The sequence below is a fragment of the Flavobacterium sp. genome (genome assembly GCF_044349645.1).
GTDB lineage: Bacteria > Bacteroidota > Bacteroidia > Flavobacteriales > Flavobacteriaceae > Flavobacterium.
This window is the reverse complement of record NZ_JBIKQP010000004.1, coordinates 43,005-60,434: the sequence shown is the minus strand read 5'-3', so window position 1 is coordinate 60,434 and position 17,430 is coordinate 43,005. Positions and strand designations below refer to the sequence as shown.

The following is a 17,430-nucleotide window of genomic DNA, read 5'->3' as shown; positions in this document are numbered from 1 at the left end:
TTATTTACTTACATCAATTGTATTTGGCATCTCACAAATCTCTAAATCAAAATACTTGATAGAAGCGAATATATGGTCAAAAATATCTGCCATAATGTATTCGTAATTCTCAAACTTTTTATCATTTGAAAATGCATAAATTTCTAATGGAATTCCATTTTGCGTAGGCTGTAGTTGTCTGCACAACAGAATCATATCTTTATTTAACCCCGAATGATTATGTAAATATTCAGTTATATATTTTCTAAATAAGCCAAAATTAGTCATATTTCTACCATTTATGGCAATGGTTTTATCTACATTATGAATTGAGTTGAACTTTACTATTTCATCTTGACGGTGTTGAATATAGGACGTTAATAATTGAATTCTTTTTAAGTTTTCAATTTCTTGATCTTTCATAAATCGGATGCTACTGGCTTTAATAAGTACGTATCTCTTAATTCTTCTTCCGTCTGAATCCAACATTCCGCGCCAATTTCTGAAAGAATCTGAAATCATACTGTACGTTGGAATTGTGGTGGTTGTATTGTCGAAATTTCTAACTTTTACAGTTGCTAAATTGATTTCTGTAACATCTCCATCGGCACCAAATTTATCGAAAGTAATCCAGTCGCCAATTCGAACCATATCATTCAATGAAACCTGAACACTCGCAACAAAACCTAAAATTGTATCTCTAAATATCAAAATTATTACTGCTGAAACTGTACCTAAAATTGCCAGAAGATTTTTAGTATCTATATCAAAAATTTCAGAAACAATTATGATTACTCCAAATATCCAAAGCACGATCATAATTACCTGAATGTAACTATCTATAGGTTTGTCACTAAATTTATGATCTTGTTTAAGATAATCTCTAATAGCATTAAAAATAGTTCTAATAATCCAAAGAATTAGTAAAACGATGTAAACACCAACAAGTTTTCCGAATACAGTTTCCCAATAAACAAATTCTTTAAGAATTATTGGAACCGATTTGTATATGAATAATAATGGAATTAAATGCGCAATATATTTTGCAGTTTTGTTTGAAACCAATAAATCATCAAATTTAGTTTTAGTTTTTCGGGCAATAAATATCATCGCCGTAACTAATATCATTCTAAAAATAATATATATAGAATAGGCTAAAGCGCACAATAATGCAGTATTTATTGCAATGCTTACATAGGAAGCAATTGAAGGATTAAAACCTATTTTAAGCAGTAAGGTATTACACCATCCGAATATTGATTCGATTATTTTAATCATATTTTAAATATTTTCGTTCAACATAAAAAGTTGCAAATGGTAGGAGGGAAGCTAATAATACAATTCCTAATTTAATTATATCCCATTTTTGTGATTTTGTAATTATAAATGCTAAAACAACATATCCAATAAAAAGTAAACCGTGCGACATCCCAATCGGATATAATAATTGATGATATAAATCAGGATTATTTGGTTTTACCAATAACATATTTGTAAATAATGCTAAATACGATATTCCTTCTAAAATTGCGACAGTTTTAAAAATTTTGACCATTTTAATTTTTATAATGATTACAAATTTAATTAATATCATTCATAAATTTACATAGATTCAAAAAGTAATTTACATTTGTGACAACATATATTTCAAAATGAGTAAACGAGATTTAAAGAAATACCTAAACGAACTCAACAAAGAGCAATTGGAAGAACAAATTATCACTTTATATGATAAATTTCCAACTGTTAAAACATATTACGATTTTGTTTTTAAACCAAATGAAAGACAATTGTTGCAGGATTTCAAATTGAAAGTTTCCAATGAGTATTTTCCTGTGAAAAGCAAAAAAGCAAAAGCCAGAAGATCTGTAGCTCAAAAAATGATTAAACATTTTATTTCTCTGGGTGTAGATCCTTTTGTGATTGTTGATGCAATGTTGTATTCAATTGAAATTGCACAAACTTATTCTTCAGAGAAAATTATTAAGCAAGAATTATTCTTCAAAAGCATACTAAATTCCTTTGAACAAGCGATCAGTTTTATGATTGAAAATGGAATTTTATATGATTTTAAAAATAGGGTGGAAGCGATAAGAACGGAAGCCGAAAATCAAGAATGGTTCAATGTATTTGAATTTAATTCTATTATTGAAAAATTCGATTATTAAAAAAAGTTAAAATATAACTTCAATATTCTCAAATAACCCTTTTTTAAACGTATTTTTGCAAAAATTACAATTTTAAAAATGCCGCACAAAGAGTTAGATACTGAAATCGAAGATAAAAAAGAGCTTTATGGTTATCAGCAATCTGATATTGACGTCATTTTTGAACGTTTAGACAACGCGCCCAGTAATCATCATTTGTTGTATCAATTGCCAACAGGAGGAGGGAAGACGGTAATTTTTTCTGAAATTGTTAGACAGTATATTGCAAAACACGACAAGAAAGTTGTGGTGTTAACACACCGAATTGAGTTGTGTAAGCAAACCTCAAAAATGCTTAAAGGGTTTGAGGTAAAAAACAAAATAATCAATAGTAATATCAAGGAATTGCCTGATCAAAATGATTATTCATGTTTTGTAGCAATGGTAGAAACCTTGAAAAACCGAATTAATGATGAAAAATTGCATTTGGATAACATTGGATTGGTTATTATTGATGAGGCACATTATAACTCGTTTAGAAAATTATTGAGTTCTTTTAAAAACTCCTTTATTCTTGGTGTAACTGCAACTCCTTTAAGCTCTAATGTTAAATTACCAATGAATGAAAACTACGATGAATTGATAGTTGGTGATACGATTGCTTCATTGATAGACAAAGGATTTCTAGCAAAAGCGATTACTTATAGTTATGATGTAGGTTTGACCTCATTAAAGGTTGGAATTAATGGTGATTATACCGTAAAATCATCTGATGATTTGTATTCAAATATGGTAATGCAAGAGAAGTTATTGCACGCTTATACTGAGAAATCACTTGGTAAGAAGACACTTATTTTCAATAATGGAATTAACACTTCGCTATTTGTATACGAAACTTTTAGAGAAGCTGGATTTGAAATTCGCCATTTGGATAATACATGCAGCACTGAAGAACGAAAAGAAATATTGAGTTGGTTTAAGAAAAAGCCCGATGCGATTTTAACTTCAGTTGGAATTTTAACTACCGGATTTGATGAGCCAACTGTGGAAACTATTATATTAAATAGAGCTACCAAATCATTGACTTTGTATTATCAAATGATAGGTCGTGGTTCAAGAAAATTACCCAATAAAGAAACGTTCACCGTTATTGATTTAGGTAATAATGCCGCTAGATTTGGACTTTGGAGTGAGCCTATTGATTGGCAACATATTTTCAGGTCACCTGAATATTACCTTGAAAATCTTCGGGATGATATAGAAATCGAAAGGTATTTTAAGTACCAAATGCCACCTGAATTAAGGCTACGATTCAAGAATTCACCAGAGGTAACATTTGATATTGTAGAAGAACACAAGAAAATTATTGCTTCCAATTTGCGTTCAAAAATCGTACTGGAACGTTCATTGGAACAACATGCTTTGATGTGTGTTGATAATTCAGAGGATTTGCGAGAGGCAAAACTACTTGCTCGTGAGCTTCATGACGATATTGAATGCAGAATGAAAAGATATGCATCTTGTTTAAGCCATTGTTCAAAAAATTATCGGGAATGGTTGGTTGAAGATTACAAAGTTAAATTAAACCTTCTAATTGGTAAGAAAATTCGAGAATCATTATTTGATTAATTATATAATTTTATTATTTATATAAATAGTTATAATATTTTAATTTTTAATATTTTAAATAAATATAAATTATGTCAAAAAAGTTTGTAGATCTCGGGATTTCAAAAGAAATAATAAAAGCACTTACCGATATTAATATTGAAAATCCAACCGAAATTCAATTTAAAGCAATACCATTAATTCTAAATGAAGCTCTTGATTTTGTTGGTTTTGCTAAAACAGGAACAGGGAAGACGGCCGCTTTTGGTTTGCCATTACTACAATTAATTGATTATAAATCAAAAGCCATTCAAGTTGTGATTTTAGTTCCAACTCGTGAATTAGGCCAACAAATACTGAATAATTTTAAACAATTTTCTAAATATTTACCTGAAATTTCAATAACCTCTGTTTGTGGCGGAACTCCAATTAAACCTCAAATTGAGCAATTAAAAGAGGTTAATCACATCGTAATTGCAACTCCAGGTAGATTAATTGATTTAATTCAAAGAAAAGCCATAAATATTAAGGAAAGCAGCTATTTAGTTCTAGATGAAGCCGATGAAATGGTTACAGTACTTAAAGAAGGTTTAGACGAGATTGTTTCGGAATTGCCTAAAAAAAGAAGGACTTTGTTGTTTTCAGCAACAATGCCAGGACCAATCAAGCAGTTGATTCAGAATTACATGTCCAAACACGTAACTCAGGTTAGCGCCAATATGAAAACTGTTGGTAATCAAGGAATAGAACATCATTATATAGTTGTAGAGCCTATAGAGAAACTAGATATTCTAATGCATTTTCTTAATTCAAAAGAAGGTGAGCGTGGAATAATATTTTGTAAAACAAAGGCTGCAGTCAATAAATTAGCTAAAAACCTAGCTATTAATAGATTTTCATCCGGAGCAATTCACGGAAGTTTAACTCAGCCAATTCGTGATAGAATCATGGGACAATTTCGCGAAGGTCACATCAACATATTGGTAGCCACTGACTTGGCAGCTCGAGGAATTGACGTTCAGGAAATTAGTTATGTGGTTAATTATCATTTGCCAGATACATTTGAAACTTATGTTCATAGAAGCGGAAGAACAGCTAGAGCAGGCGCAAAAGGAATGTCGTTAACAATTATTCAGAATGATGAAGTTAACGAGATTCCGTTATTTGAAAAAGAATTGGGAATTAAATTCAATTTAATGAATAAGCCAAATGCAAATAGTATTGAAGAAAACAACACAATGTTATGGGCAAAACAGATTTTTAAAACCAAACCAAACCACGAGTTAGATCCTGAGTTTAAAAATAAAATCAAAACTATTTTTCATCATTTAACCAAAGAGGAACTCATAGATAAACTATTAGCAAATTATTTAATGAATTCTAAACAAATTACAAATAATAAGCAAAAAGTATAACTATAAATTTATCCTAAATAAAATAATAAGTGACAATTAAAATTATTTTTTATTATCTATGTTAGGATAATTTTCATCTTTTTGTTTTTTACTAGAATATAAAATTCCCCAGACTGTAAAAACCATATATAATGAAAATATAATTCCTCCAACTATAAAAAATCCAATACTCATGTTGTTCTTCTTTGACGGATTACTAATGCAAATAATAAAATTGTTCCCGGCCAGTGAGCAGAATAAAGAGCTTCGTCATGTCTACCAAGAAGTCCTAATGCAATAGAATAAAGCATACATATAAATGCCAATATAACAGGATACCATTTTAAAATAAATAATTTCATAAAGCTTATTTTTAATATAATTAATTTATGCTAATTTACGTCTTAAATATTATAAACAAAACCTTTTATGTTTAAGATAATGTAAAATTTATTTTTTTATTATTTTGAATTATAATTTATATTATGTAAAATAGAAAATTTAATAAATCCCTCTACTATTGTGTGATTTAATAAATAAGTTTAAATTTACACATCTATTTAATATTCCAATTCAATAATGAATACAATCGCCTCTCGCGTTGCTTACTTTTTAAAACAATATCCACCGTTTAATAATCTAACAATTGAAGAATTGTCGATAGTTGCAATGAGTATTAAAATTATTAATCTTGAAAAAAATAAAGATTTATTTCAAATTAATGATACTTTGCACGATAGCTTTTATATGGTTGATTCAGGAGTTGTGAATTTATTTGTGATTTCTGATTCTGAAGAAACATTATTGAATAAATGTATTCCTGGTGATGTTTTCGGTTTGCGCCCTTTCTTTGCCAAGAATAATTACATGATGACTGCAAGAGCTCGTGAAGAATCCATAATATATGCTATTCCTATTGCGACATTCAGACCCTTTGTAGCACAAAATTCAGAAGTTTTGAATTTCTTATTGGAAAGTTTTGCTAACAATACCAGTAATCCTTCTGATATTGAAAATAAAGGTAAATTATTATCTGATAATATCGCATTTTCTTCTAAACCTACTGAAATTCAGTACTTCCAAACATTGTCTTACAACAGATCTCCTTTAAAAATTACTCCAAATGCTCTAATTAAGGAAGTTGCACAATTGATGACGGATAATTTAGTTGATAACGCTATAATTTCTGAATTGAATATACCTGTTGGAATTGTTACAGATACCGATATGAGGATTAAAGTTGCATCAGGACGCGTCGATATTAATATGCCAATAAATAAAATCATGTCCTCACCTGTTATTACCGTTCCGGAAAACGTTTCATTGGCGGAAGCACAATTATTATTGTTAAAAAATAATGTAAGCCATTTATGCGTAACTATCGATGGATCTGACCAAACCGACATTAAAGGAGTAATTTCTGAACATGATTTAATAGTTTCACAAGCTAGTAACCCAGGCGTTTTTATTAAAGAAATTAAACGTTCTCATTCTGCAAATGAACTTAAAAATGTTCGTTCGAAAGTAACTGACTTAATTTATACTTCATTAACCAAAAACATACCTTTAGCTCATATTACAAATATTGCTAATGAAATAAATATTGCAATTATAAAAAGAGCTGTAGAATTAGCAATTTTAGATATTGGTTCACCTCCTGCCCGTTTTGCTTGGCTGAGTATCGGAAGTCAAGGCCGTAAAGAGCAATTATTGTTTACAGATCAAGACAGTATTTTAGTTTTTGAAGATGTTGCCGTAGAAAAATACCGAGATGTTAAAAATTATTTTTTAAGATTAGCGAAGAAAACAGTATCAAATCTAGAAATTGTAGGATACCCTTCTTGTCCAAACGGCCATATTGCAAGTAATATGATTTGGTGTAAATCGATGACGGAATGGATGAAGCAGTACAGTAATTGGATGAAAATACCTGGTGAAATCAATAATGACATTAGCAGTATTTTCTTTGATTATGAAATAGCTTTTGGTGAACAGAAAATTGAAGATGCTATTACCGATATCATATTTGTAAACACAAGAAAGAACAAATTATTCTTTGATTATCTAGGAAATGATGCATTGAGAAAACCACCAGCTTTAAGTTTTTTCAAGAAAATAAATGTTGAAGAAACTGGACCAAACAAAGGAAAATTTGACATAAAAAATAGAGCTTTACTTCCATTGATTGATGGCGCGAGGTTATTTATTATCAGTTATAATATTCGTGGAATTAATAACACTTATATGAGATTTAAACATCTTTCAATGGTTGATTTAAAAAATTCTGAAATCTATTTGAATTGTGCTGAAGCTTATCAATCATTGACTAAAATTAAAACTACTGAAGGTTTGAGATACGATAACTCAGGTCAATTCATTAATTTAGAAGATTTAAACAAAGTAGATAAAGAGAATTTAAAAAATGCTTTAAATACAATTAAAGATTTAGAAGAACTTATTAAAGATAGTTTTCAACTTACACAGTTTTCATAAATATGATAGATTGGATTAAAAATATTAACAAAGATTACCCTGAATTTTGGAGAAATTATCTTTCAAAATTTGAAACAAGACCTCAAAGATATGTTGCCTTAAGCATAGATTATTCTGGAGCCAACCCTCAAAAAGACGTTATTTTTGCTTTTGGTGCTATTGGAATTGAAAATGATAAAATAAATATTGGTGATTTCTTTGAAGTTGTTTTATTACAATACGTTTATTTACATGAGAATGGGCTTTCAAATGAAGCGATTATTGAAAGCAAACAACCAAAATTAGGTGAACGTGAAGCAATTCAAGCTTTTATTGAATTTTTAGGAAATGCTGTTTTAGTAGGTCATAAAATAAATTTATCGATCGATTTAATTAACGCAGCTCTTGAAAAAATGAATTGTGGCCGATTAAAAAATGATGCAATTGATATAGAAATAATGTTTAAAAAATACAAAGACACCTCTGAAAAATCCTACTCTATTGATGATTTATGTAATGAATTTAAGTTGCCAATAATTGAAGAAACCGCAATTCCAGATTTAGCCTACACCGTTTCTCTTTTATTTTTAAAACTAAAAAGCAGATTAGGTTTAAAATAAAAAAGGCTGCCGAAATTGGCAGCCTTTTTTAATGTTATTATTATTACAATTTTCCATCTTTAATTTCATCAACTATTTCAGGATTTAACAAAGTAGTCGTATCTCCAAAATTTGAGAAATCCCCTTCAGCAATTTTACGCAATATTCTTCGCATAATTTTACCAGATCTTGTTTTTGGTAATCCTGATACAAATTGGATTTTATCTAATTTAGCAATCGGTCCAATTTGGTCTGAAATTAATTGATTGATCTCAATTTTTAGATTTTCATGATTTCTGTTTTCACCAATTTCTTTCAAGATAACATATCCATATAAAGCGTTTCCTTTTATATCATGTGGGAATCCTACTATTGCACTTTCCGCAACTGCTGGATGTTCATTAATTGCATCTTCTATTGGTGCAGTTCCTAGATTATGACCAGAAACAATAATAACATCATCCACGCGACCGGTAATTCTGTAATAGCCCGTTTCATCTCTTAAAGCACCATCTCCAGTGAAATATTTGCCTGGAAATGCGGTAAAATAAGTATCTTTATAACGTTTGTGATCCCCCCAAATAGTTCTCGCTATTCCTGGCCAAGGAAATTTTATACATAAATTACCCGTAACCTGATTTCCCTCAATTTCATTTCGCTTTTCATTCATTAAAACAGGCTGAACTCCTGGTAAGGGTAAAGAAGCGTAAGTTGGTTTTGTTGGTGTAACAAATGCCAAAGGAGATATCATGATTCCTCCAGTTTCGGTTTGCCACCAAGTATCAACTACAGGACAACGCTTCCCTCCTACGTGCGCATTATACCAATGCCAAGCCTCTTCATTTATAGGTTCTCCAACAGATCCAATAACTTTTAATGATTTTAATGGGAAACGTTGAACATAATCCAAACTCTCTTTTGCTAAAGCACGAATTGCTGTTGGTGCAGTATAAAATTGTGTTATTTTATGCTTTTCAATTACCTCCCAAAAACGACTAAAATCAGGGTATGATGGAACACCTTCAAAAATAACCGTAGTAGCACCATTTAATAATGGACCATATAAAATATAAGAGTGTCCTGTTATCCAACCAATATCTGCGGTACACCAAAAAACATCATTTTCAACATAATTGAATACATTTTTAAAGGTATATGCTGAATAAACCATGTAACCTGCGGTTGAATGAACCATTCCTTTTGGTTTTCCTGTTGAACCCGAAGTATAAAGTATAAACAACGGATCTTCAGCATCCATAATTTCTGCAACATTATTATCTGAAGCATCGTCTAAAAGCGGTTGAAGCCAATGGTCACGTCCCACTTTCATGGATATTTCCGAATTGGTACGTTTAGCAACTAAAACTTTTTCTACACACGGACAATTTTCAAGTGCATCATCAATAATTCCTTTTAAATCAATAGTTTTATTTCCACGATAACCACCATCAGAAGTAATTACCATTTTACATTCACTATCGTTAATTCTCGCTGCTACTGCAGTCGCTGAAAATCCTGCAAAAACAACCGAATGAATTGCTCCAATTCTTGCACAAGCTAATGTGGCTATTGCCAATTCAGGAATCATTGGTAAATAAATGCAAACACGATCCCCTTTTCCAATTCCTTGCTCTCTTAGAACATTTGAAAATTTTGAAACGCGCTCATGTAATTCATTGTAAGAAATATGTTGCGCTTCATCGGTCGGATCATTTGGTTCAAAAATAATAGCAGTTTTTTCCCCTTTCCTTGCTAAATGTCGGTCAATACAGTTTTTTACAATATTCACTTTGGCACCAACAAACCATTCAATTTTTGCTTCAGCCATGTCAAATTCAATGACTTTTTCCCATTCCTGGTACCAAGTGAAATTCTCTGAGGCTACTTTACCCCAAAACTTCCTTGGTTCACGAATAGATTTGTTGTAGTGCTTGAAATATTGCTCTAAATTGTCAATTTTATAGTAACTCATATTATTTCAATTTAACCGATTTTATTACTATCAAATATAAAAAATAGTTACGCATAATAAATGCTATTTTTTTTCTTTTGTGAATTTGTAATTATTAATAGTAATAAAAATCATTTTCATTACCATTTGTTACCTTTTTTTATTTAATTTGTAATTAAATAATTCGCAATGCAATTCAATCCAAAAGATTTAGAACAATCCGCTATTTACAAATTATTGACTGGAATTGTAATTCCTAGACCAATAGGTTGGATTTCAACTATTAGCGAAGACGGAATTCATAATTTAGCCCCATTTTCCTACTTTAATGCCGTTGGTGATGATCCGCCACACGTAATGTTCTCAACAGTTCATTCCAATATTTCAAATAAAGACACCTTGAATAATGTTTTGAAAACTAAGCAATTTGTGGTAAATATGGTTACCGAAGATTTGGTAGAACAAATGAACATGACTTCTCAGCCTATTCCTGCAAACGAAAGTGAATTTGAGTTGGCAGGCCTCACTCCAATTGAATCAATATTGGTTTTACCACCACGAGTGAAAGAATGTAAAATCACTATGGAATGTGAAATGGTTCATCATTATAAATTAGAAAATTCAAAAACGGGCGGAGCAACAATTGTAATTGGTAAAATTGTTTTGTTCCATATTGACAAAAGCGTTTTATTAGATAATTATAAAATTAACTTGGAAACCTACAAGCCTATTGCGCGTTTGGCTGGTTCAAATTACTCAAAATTAGGAGATATTTTTTCAATAAAAAGATAATATGAAAATAACTGTAATTGGTGGCGGTCCTGGTGGTTTGTATTTTTCAATTTTGTTGAAGAAGGCATTACCACATTGCAAAATTGATATTTACGAACGAAATAAAGCAGATGACAGCTTTGGGTTTGGTGTTGTTTTTTCAGATGAAACGTTAAGTGAATTCTTAACTCGAGATCCAAAATCATATGAATTAATCCGAAGTAAATTTGCCTATTGGGATGATTTAGATGTTGCTCGCGACGGTGAAATTGTTCGAATTTCAGGTAATGGATTTTGTGGGTGTTCAAGAAAAACGCTATTGCAATTACTACATCAAAGATGCACCGAAGAAGGTGTAAATTTACATTTTGAACAAAATGTGGATGACCTAAACAAATATAGTGATTCAGATATTATTGTAGCTTGTGACGGAATTGGAAGTCAAATTAGAACCAAATTTTCTAAGGAATTTGGAACAAAAATTGATTTAAAGAAAAATCGTTTTGTTTGGCTAGGTTCTACAAAACCATTAGATGCATTTACCTATTTCTTCAGAAACACTCCTTACGGGATGATTGTGGCTCATTCCTATCAATATGAAAAAGGAATGAGTACATGGATTTTTGAATGTTCGGATGCAACATGGAAAAATGCGGGATTTGAAGTAGAAAACGAACAAGATACTATTAAAAAAATATCAAATTTATTTAAAGAGGAGTTGGACGGGCATTCTTTAATTTCAAATAAATCACATTGGCGTAGATTCCCAGCAATTACCAATGATAAATGGCATTATGAAAATATTGTTTTACTTGGGGATGCCAAGGCAACGGCTCATTATTCAATAGGTTCCGGAACAAAATTAGCAATGGAGTGCGCCATTGGTTTAGCAGATGCTTTAATTGAATTTCCAAATGATATTCTAAAAGCGTTTGATAAATATGAAAAATCTCGACGAAATAGAGTCGAAATGATTCAATATGCTGCTAATGTTTCTTTGGATTGGTTTGAAAATATGGATCGCAATGCAAAACATGATTTTCAGCAATTTGCTTTTGGATGCATGACACGTTCAAAAAAGGTAACTTTTGAGAATTTAGCCATCCGTGACGCTTCATTTCCTGAAAAGGTGTTAGATGAATTCAACTTAAAACTTGGAATCACTGATTTGAAAACACCTGCTGCCTTCTCTACATTTTCATTAAGAAAAATGAAATTAGAAAACAGAATTGTGATGTCTCCAATGGGACAATATTCTGCAAAAAATGGCTTAGTAAATAATTGGCATCTAGTTCATTATGGCGCCAGAGCAACCGGAGGTGTTGGATTAATTTTAACCGAAATGACCGCTGTTTCTGAAAAAGGACGTATTACTTTAGGTTGTGCTGGTATTTGGAATGATAATCAAGTAGTTGAATGGAAAAAAATAACCGATTTTGTTCATCAAAATAGTAAATCAAAAATCGGAATTCAATTAGGTCATTCGGGTAGAAAAGGTGCTGTAAATGTTCCTAAAATTGGAAACAATATCCCTTTAGACAATGACAACTGGGATTTAATTTCAGCTTCTCCAATTGCCTTTTCATCAAATAATGCTATTCCAAAAGAAATGACTATTCAAGATATGGATCAAGTGGTTTCTGAATTTGTTCAAGCAACCATTAATGCTGATATTGCTAACTTTGACATGATCGAATTACAAGCTCATCATGGCTTTTTACTGGCTTCTTTCCTTTCTCCACTTACCAATATTCGTAAAGATGAATTTGGCGGAAGCATAGAAAATAGATTGAAATTTCCTGTGAGAGTTTTTACAGAAATGAGAAAGGTTTTCAATCCGGACAAACCCATGTCCGTTAGAATTTCATCATCTGATTGGGCTGAAAACGGAATTTCCGAACATGATGTTTTACAAATTGCAATTGCTTTTAAAAATGCAGGTGCTGATATTATAAATGTATCTACTGGAAATACTGTCGAAAATCAAAAGCCAACAATTGGTAGAATGTGGCAAACTCCATTTTCAGATGCTATCAGAAATACTGTTGAAATTCCAACAATTACAACAGGTTACATTCAAGATATTGATCAAATAAATACCATTTTATTAAACGGCAGAGCTGATTTAGTTGCACTTGGTAGACCTTTATTATTAGATGCTAATTTCGTTAGAAATGCCGAAGCATATGAAAATTATAAATCGACTACCATTCCAGAACAATATTTGACAGGAATTTCGCATTTATATCCTTATAAAGCAGCAGAACGAAAAGCTATGGAAAGCATGAAAAAAGCTTTAAAACCTGATAGTCATAGTCCTAATAAATAAATTATTGAAGTAACTATTCCAAATTTATGAAACTGTACCAAGACCAATTTGCACAAAACCATTTGCCTGAAAAACAATATCAACCAGATTATTTTTACAATCATCCTGATTTTGAATTTGATGCTAGTTTAAATTGCGTTGAACGTCTATTAGACAATCATATTAAGGAAGGGCGAGGAAATTCTATAGCAATTCGAACTTTTAATGAGTCATGGTCTTATCAAGATTTATATGAAAAATCGAACCAAATTGCTCACGTATTAGTTGATGACTTAGGATTAGTATCAGGTAATCGCGTATTGATTCGATCAGCAAATAATCCAATGTTTGTGGCTTGTTGGTTTGCAATATTGAAAGCAGGTGGAATAGTCGTAGCGACTATGCCTTTACTTCGAGAAAAAGAATTAGAAACTATTATAGATTGTGGTGAAATATCCCATGCTTTTTGCGATATCCGATTAAATGAAGCCTTATCATTAGTAAAATCTCCCTATTTAAAATCGATTTGTACATTTGATGGATCTAATGAAACAAAATCGGAATTAGAAGTATTAATGGTTTCGAAATCCACAGAATTTTCAAACTTTCCCACATTTGCGGAAGCGGTTTCGATTATTGGATTTACTTCTGGAACAACAGGCTTACCCAAAATGACTGCCCATTATCACAAAGATATTTTATTGATTTGTGAGGCTTTTCCGAAATATGCTTTACAACCAAAAACAGATGATATTTTCACTGGAAGTCCGCCTCTAGGATTCACATTTGGCTTGGGTGGCTTGGTTTTATTTCCTTTTTATTATGGATCCTCCACCTTCCTAATAGAAAAGCCATCTCCAGAAATATTACTTCAAGCAATTCAAGATTTTAAAATCACTATTTGTTTTACAGCTCCAACCGCTTGGAGAATGATTACTCAAAAAGTTTCTGATTTCGATATTTCCAGCTTACGCAAATGTGTTTCAGCTGGTGAAAATCTTCCTTTAAAAGTTTGGGAAGATTGGCATAAAGCTACTGGGCTTAAAATTATTGACGGTATTGGATCAACCGAATTACTTCATATTTTTATATCTTCGAATGAAGAAAACATGAAACCTGGAGCTACCGGATTACCAATTCATGGTTATGAAGCTAAAATTGTAGACGATGATGGAAATGAAGTTGTTATTAACGAAATAGGTAAATTAGCTGTTCGAGGAATTACAGGTTGCAAGTACTTGAATAGACTTGAAAAACAAGCTGAATATGTACAAAACAAGTGGAATTTAACAGGTGATATTTTCAAAAAAGATGAAGATGGCTATTTTTGGTTTATTGCTCGCGGCGACGATATGATTATTTCTTCGGGGTATAATATTGCGGCAATTGAAGTAGAAAGCGTACTTTTGACTCACGATGAAATTCTAGAATGTGCTGTTGTGGGGATCCCTGATGAAAATCGTGGAATGTTAGTTTGCGCAAATATAGTATTGAAAAATCCTGCTTCCGCAAATGACGAGCTGGCAAAATCAATACAAGATTGGTTCAAACAAGTAGCTGCTCCTTATAAATATCCAAGGTTTATTAAATTTCATGACGTTTTACCAAAAACGGAAACAGGAAAAATTCAACGATTTAAATTGAAATAATATGAATCAACCATTTAAAAAAGAAGAACAAATTCGATTCCAACATGTAGACTACGCAGGTATCGTTTTTTATCCCCGTTATTTTGAAATGCTAAATTGCATTGTTGAAGATTTTTATGATGAAGCACTAGGTTTGCCATTCAATAAAATGCATGAAACAGGAGGAATTCCAACGGTTGATTTGAAAGTTCAATTTATGAAACCAGCTCGATTAGGCGAAGTATTAACGAAGTATTTTTGGATTAAAAATATAGGTGGTTCTTCTCTTCTTTGCGGATTCAAATTTGAAAATAGTCAAAAAGCGATTTGCCTTGAAGGCGAAGTAACTTTGGTGAATGTAGCTTTTACAGAAAATCGAAATTCTATCCAAGCGGCACCATTTTCGGATTTAATTAAAAGTAAATTGCAAAATTATTTAATCCATTAAATCATGACTTTCAATAAATTCAAAGCGGCTGCAGTTCAAACCTGTCCAGTTTTTCTAAATGCTGAAAAAACAATTGATAAAGCTATTACTTTTATAAAAGAAGCTGCTGTAAATGGTTCACAATTAATTGCTTTTCCGGAAGTATTTGTATCTGGTTATCCATATTGGAATTGGATTATGACACCTGTTCAAGGAAGTAAATGGTATGAAAAATTATATAAAAGTGCTATAACTGTTGATGGTTCGGAAGTAAAACGAATTTGTGATGCTGCCAAAGAGTTCAATATACATATTGTAATTGGTATCAACGAAAAAGGAGCAAGTTTTGGTGAGATTTACAACACCAATTTGATCATTGACAATAATGGAAATCTTATTGGTAAACATAGAAAATTAGTTCCTACTTGGGCTGAAAAGCTCACTTGGACCTCCGGTGATGGCTCATCATTAAAAGTTTATAAAACAGAAATCGGACCCATTGGAACTTTAGCTTGTGGTGAGAACACCAATACTCTAGCAAGATTTGCATTATTAGCTCAAGGCGAATTAATTCATATTGCTAATTATATTTCGTTGCCAGTTGCCCCACCCGATTATGATATGGCAGAAGCAATAAAAATACGTGCAGCTGCGCATTCATTTGAAGGAAAACTATTTACTATTGTTTCGTGTTCAACTATTTCTCAAGAAATAAAAGACGCTTTAAGAGAAGATGTGCCTGATGTAGATGAACTTTTAACTCGTAAAAATTCTGCTTTTTCAGGATTTATTGGACCAAATGGAGCTGTAATTGGAACGCCGTTAATCGATGATGAAGGAATTGTTTATGCCGATATTGATTTAGAAAAATGCATTCAGCCTAAGCAAATGCACGATATTTTGGGACATTACAACCGATTTGATATTTTTGATTTACGAGTAAATACAGCACCAACAAGAAATATTACTTTTATAGACAATCACGAAGAGTTTAACAAATAATAAACTATGGAAGCAAAACATTCAGACGACCAATTAGGAAGAGCTAGAGTCCAAAATACCCCGGAATTAGAAGCTTATTATAATGAATTAGAACAATTAGGTGCTGGTGCTTTATGGACAGTTGCTAATGATATTGAGCCTTGGGAACCTCGCTCCTCCTCTGTCCCGATGTTATGGAAATATGACAATTTAAGAGATTTGGTTTTGAAGTCATCTGAATTGGTTACTCCTGAGCAAGCTGGACGACGTGTGGTTTATTTGGTTAACGATAAACGCAAAGATGTCAGTGCTGCTGTGGGCTGGCTATATACTGGAATCCAAGTGACACGCCCTGGTGAAAGCACTTCGGCTCATAAACACAAAGCTTCTGCACTTCGTTTTATTATGGAAGGCGAAGGCGGTTACACCGTAGTTGATGGTAACAAAATCACTTTCGAAGTCAATGATTTCGTGATTACACCTAATTCGACTTGGCACGAACATGGCGTTGATGAGAATGGGAAAACGTGTATATGGCAGGATGGTTTGGATATTCCACTGGTAAACGCCTTGGAAGCAAATGACTATGCAGTTTTTGATGGAAAACAACCGTTGACTAAATCGGTGAATAATTCCCCAATTACTTATGGATGTGCTGGCTTAATTCCTGCAGATCAAACTTGGGACAAACCCTATTCACCCTTATTTAAATACTCTTGGAAAAGCGTATATCCGGCTTTGATTGAAGCTGCAAAAGTCAATGAGGTTAATCCTTTTGACGGGTTTTTGATGAATTATTCTAATCCGTTAACTGGTGGACATGTAATGCAAACAATGGGAGCATCGATGCAATTACTACCTGCAGGGTTTAAAGGAAAGGCTCACAAACACACTGGTTCATTTGTTTACCAATGTGCTAAAGGTCAAGGCTATACTGTTATTAACGGAAAAAGATTTGATTGGAAAGAAAGAGATATTTTCTGTGTTCCGAGTTGGGCTTGGCATGAACATGTGAACCTTTCTGAAACTGAAGATGCCTGTCTTTTTTCATTTAACGATTTACCGGTGATAGAAAGCTTAGGATTGTTTCAATTCCGAGAATTGGAAGAAAATAATGGGTTTCAAAAGCAATAGCAATAAAAATTTAGATAACAACAATAATAAA

Annotated in this window: 15 protein-coding genes; 11 read left to right on the top strand and 4 right to left on the bottom strand. The window is 31.9% G+C overall.

The genetic code is table 11. The annotated features are described in order from the left end of the window. Together AC9UFV_RS01695 and AC9UFV_RS01690 are read right to left on the bottom strand one after the other, a co-directional pair. The gene (locus AC9UFV_RS01695) at positions 1-1,257 is read right to left on the bottom strand and encodes a mechanosensitive ion channel family protein (RefSeq protein WP_509572133.1); all 1,257 of its coding nucleotides are present in this window, start codon (positions 1,255-1,257) and stop codon (positions 1-3) included. After that, positions 1,250-1,534: a DUF3817 domain-containing protein gene (locus tag AC9UFV_RS01690; protein ID WP_509572131.1), complete on the bottom strand. Its 285-nt coding sequence runs from the start codon at positions 1,532-1,534 to the stop codon at positions 1,250-1,252. Before AC9UFV_RS01690 ends, AC9UFV_RS01695 begins: the two co-directional genes overlap by 8 nt. Positions 1,535-1,631: 97 nt before the next feature. Here AC9UFV_RS01690 and AC9UFV_RS01685 point away from each other — a divergent pair, with 97 nt between their 5' ends. The 3 genes from AC9UFV_RS01685 to AC9UFV_RS01675 all read left to right on the top strand — a co-directional run bounded on the left by AC9UFV_RS01685 (position 1,632) and on the right by AC9UFV_RS01675 (position 5,149). Next, positions 1,632-2,147: a DUF6155 family protein gene (locus tag AC9UFV_RS01685; protein WP_509572129.1), complete on the top strand. Its 516-nt coding sequence runs from the start codon at positions 1,632-1,634 to the stop codon at positions 2,145-2,147. A 78-nt stretch (positions 2,148-2,225) separates the two neighbouring features. Then, positions 2,226-3,755 (top strand): DEAD/DEAH box helicase, encoded by a 1,530-nt coding sequence (locus tag AC9UFV_RS01680; RefSeq protein WP_509572127.1) that lies wholly within the window; start codon positions 2,226-2,228, stop codon positions 3,753-3,755. 71 nt (positions 3,756-3,826) lie between these two features. Further along, positions 3,827-5,149 (top strand): DEAD/DEAH box helicase, encoded by a 1,323-nt coding sequence (locus AC9UFV_RS01675; protein WP_509572125.1) that lies wholly within the window; start codon positions 3,827-3,829, stop codon positions 5,147-5,149. A gap of 170 nt (positions 5,150-5,319) precedes the next feature. Here the strand turns inward: AC9UFV_RS01675 and AC9UFV_RS01670 are convergent, their stop codons facing one another. Then, positions 5,320-5,454 (bottom strand): hypothetical protein, encoded by a 135-nt coding sequence (locus AC9UFV_RS01670; protein ID WP_509572123.1) that lies wholly within the window; start codon positions 5,452-5,454, stop codon positions 5,320-5,322. 253 nt (positions 5,455-5,707) lie between these two features. On the opposite strand from AC9UFV_RS01670, the gene AC9UFV_RS01665 reads away from it, so the two are divergent. Beyond that, on the top strand, positions 5,708-7,621 hold the full coding sequence (locus AC9UFV_RS01665; protein ID WP_509572121.1) for a DUF294 nucleotidyltransferase-like domain-containing protein: 1,914 nt from the start codon (positions 5,708-5,710) through the stop codon (positions 7,619-7,621). A 2-nt stretch (positions 7,622-7,623) separates the two neighbouring features. Continuing rightward, a complete protein-coding gene (locus AC9UFV_RS01660) occupies positions 7,624-8,220 on the top strand; it encodes an exonuclease domain-containing protein (RefSeq protein ID WP_509572119.1) in 597 nt (198 codons plus the stop codon). A gap of 43 nt (positions 8,221-8,263) precedes the next feature. Here the strand turns inward: AC9UFV_RS01660 and acs are convergent, their stop codons facing one another. Continuing rightward, the gene (gene acs, locus AC9UFV_RS01655; protein ID WP_509572117.1) at positions 8,264-10,171 is read right to left on the bottom strand and encodes an acetate--CoA ligase; all 1,908 of its coding nucleotides are present in this window, start codon (positions 10,169-10,171) and stop codon (positions 8,264-8,266) included. Between the two features lie 168 nt (positions 10,172-10,339). On the opposite strand from acs, the gene AC9UFV_RS01650 reads away from it, so the two are divergent. The 6 genes from AC9UFV_RS01650 to AC9UFV_RS01625 are packed head-to-tail and all read left to right on the top strand — an operon-like array spanning position 10,340 to position 17,399. Then, positions 10,340-10,942: a flavin reductase family protein gene (locus AC9UFV_RS01650; protein ID WP_509572115.1), complete on the top strand. Its 603-nt coding sequence runs from the start codon at positions 10,340-10,342 to the stop codon at positions 10,940-10,942. 1 nt (position 10,943) lies between these two features. Next, positions 10,944-13,250, top strand: a complete 2,307-nt coding sequence (locus tag AC9UFV_RS01645) for an oxidoreductase (protein ID WP_509572113.1) — start codon at positions 10,944-10,946, stop codon at positions 13,248-13,250. A gap of 26 nt (positions 13,251-13,276) precedes the next feature. After that, positions 13,277-14,878 carry an AMP-binding protein gene (locus AC9UFV_RS01640; protein WP_509572111.1) on the top strand — a complete coding sequence of 534 codons (1,602 nt, stop codon included), beginning with the start codon at positions 13,277-13,279 and terminating at the stop codon, positions 14,876-14,878. A 1-nt stretch (position 14,879) separates the two neighbouring features. Continuing rightward, positions 14,880-15,305, top strand: a complete 426-nt coding sequence (locus AC9UFV_RS01635) for an acyl-CoA thioesterase (RefSeq protein ID WP_509572109.1) — start codon at positions 14,880-14,882, stop codon at positions 15,303-15,305. A gap of 3 nt (positions 15,306-15,308) precedes the next feature. After that, complete coding sequence (locus AC9UFV_RS01630) at positions 15,309-16,286, top strand: carbon-nitrogen hydrolase family protein (RefSeq protein ID WP_509572107.1); 978 nt, start codon at positions 15,309-15,311, stop codon at positions 16,284-16,286. Between the two features lie 6 nt (positions 16,287-16,292). Further along, positions 16,293-17,399 (top strand): cupin domain-containing protein, encoded by a 1,107-nt coding sequence (locus AC9UFV_RS01625; RefSeq protein ID WP_509572105.1) that lies wholly within the window; start codon positions 16,293-16,295, stop codon positions 17,397-17,399. Positions 17,400-17,430 lie beyond the last annotated feature (31 nt).

Excerpts from the sequence above, each read along its gene's own strand:
- AC9UFV_RS01695 (WP_509572133.1), bottom strand. The coding sequence starts at position 1,257 with ATGATTAAAATAATCGAATCAATATTCGGATGGTGTAATACCTTACTG.
- AC9UFV_RS01690 (WP_509572131.1), bottom strand. The coding sequence starts at position 1,534 with ATGGTCAAAATTTTTAAAACTGTCGCAATTTTAGAAGGAATATCGTAT.
- AC9UFV_RS01685 (WP_509572129.1), top strand. The coding sequence starts at position 1,632 with ATGAGTAAACGAGATTTAAAGAAATACCTAAACGAACTCAACAAAGAG.
- AC9UFV_RS01680 (WP_509572127.1), top strand. The coding sequence starts at position 2,226 with ATGCCGCACAAAGAGTTAGATACTGAAATCGAAGATAAAAAAGAGCTT.
- AC9UFV_RS01675 (WP_509572125.1), top strand. The coding sequence starts at position 3,827 with ATGTCAAAAAAGTTTGTAGATCTCGGGATTTCAAAAGAAATAATAAAA.
- AC9UFV_RS01665 (WP_509572121.1), top strand. The coding sequence starts at position 5,708 with ATGAATACAATCGCCTCTCGCGTTGCTTACTTTTTAAAACAATATCCA.
- AC9UFV_RS01660 (WP_509572119.1), top strand. The coding sequence starts at position 7,624 with ATGATAGATTGGATTAAAAATATTAACAAAGATTACCCTGAATTTTGG.
- acs (WP_509572117.1), bottom strand. The coding sequence starts at position 10,171 with ATGAGTTACTATAAAATTGACAATTTAGAGCAATATTTCAAGCACTAC.
- AC9UFV_RS01650 (WP_509572115.1), top strand. The coding sequence starts at position 10,340 with ATGCAATTCAATCCAAAAGATTTAGAACAATCCGCTATTTACAAATTA.
- AC9UFV_RS01645 (WP_509572113.1), top strand. The coding sequence starts at position 10,944 with ATGAAAATAACTGTAATTGGTGGCGGTCCTGGTGGTTTGTATTTTTCA.
- AC9UFV_RS01640 (WP_509572111.1), top strand. The coding sequence starts at position 13,277 with ATGAAACTGTACCAAGACCAATTTGCACAAAACCATTTGCCTGAAAAA.
- AC9UFV_RS01635 (WP_509572109.1), top strand. The coding sequence starts at position 14,880 with ATGAATCAACCATTTAAAAAAGAAGAACAAATTCGATTCCAACATGTA.
- AC9UFV_RS01630 (WP_509572107.1), top strand. The coding sequence starts at position 15,309 with ATGACTTTCAATAAATTCAAAGCGGCTGCAGTTCAAACCTGTCCAGTT.
- AC9UFV_RS01625 (WP_509572105.1), top strand. The coding sequence starts at position 16,293 with ATGGAAGCAAAACATTCAGACGACCAATTAGGAAGAGCTAGAGTCCAA.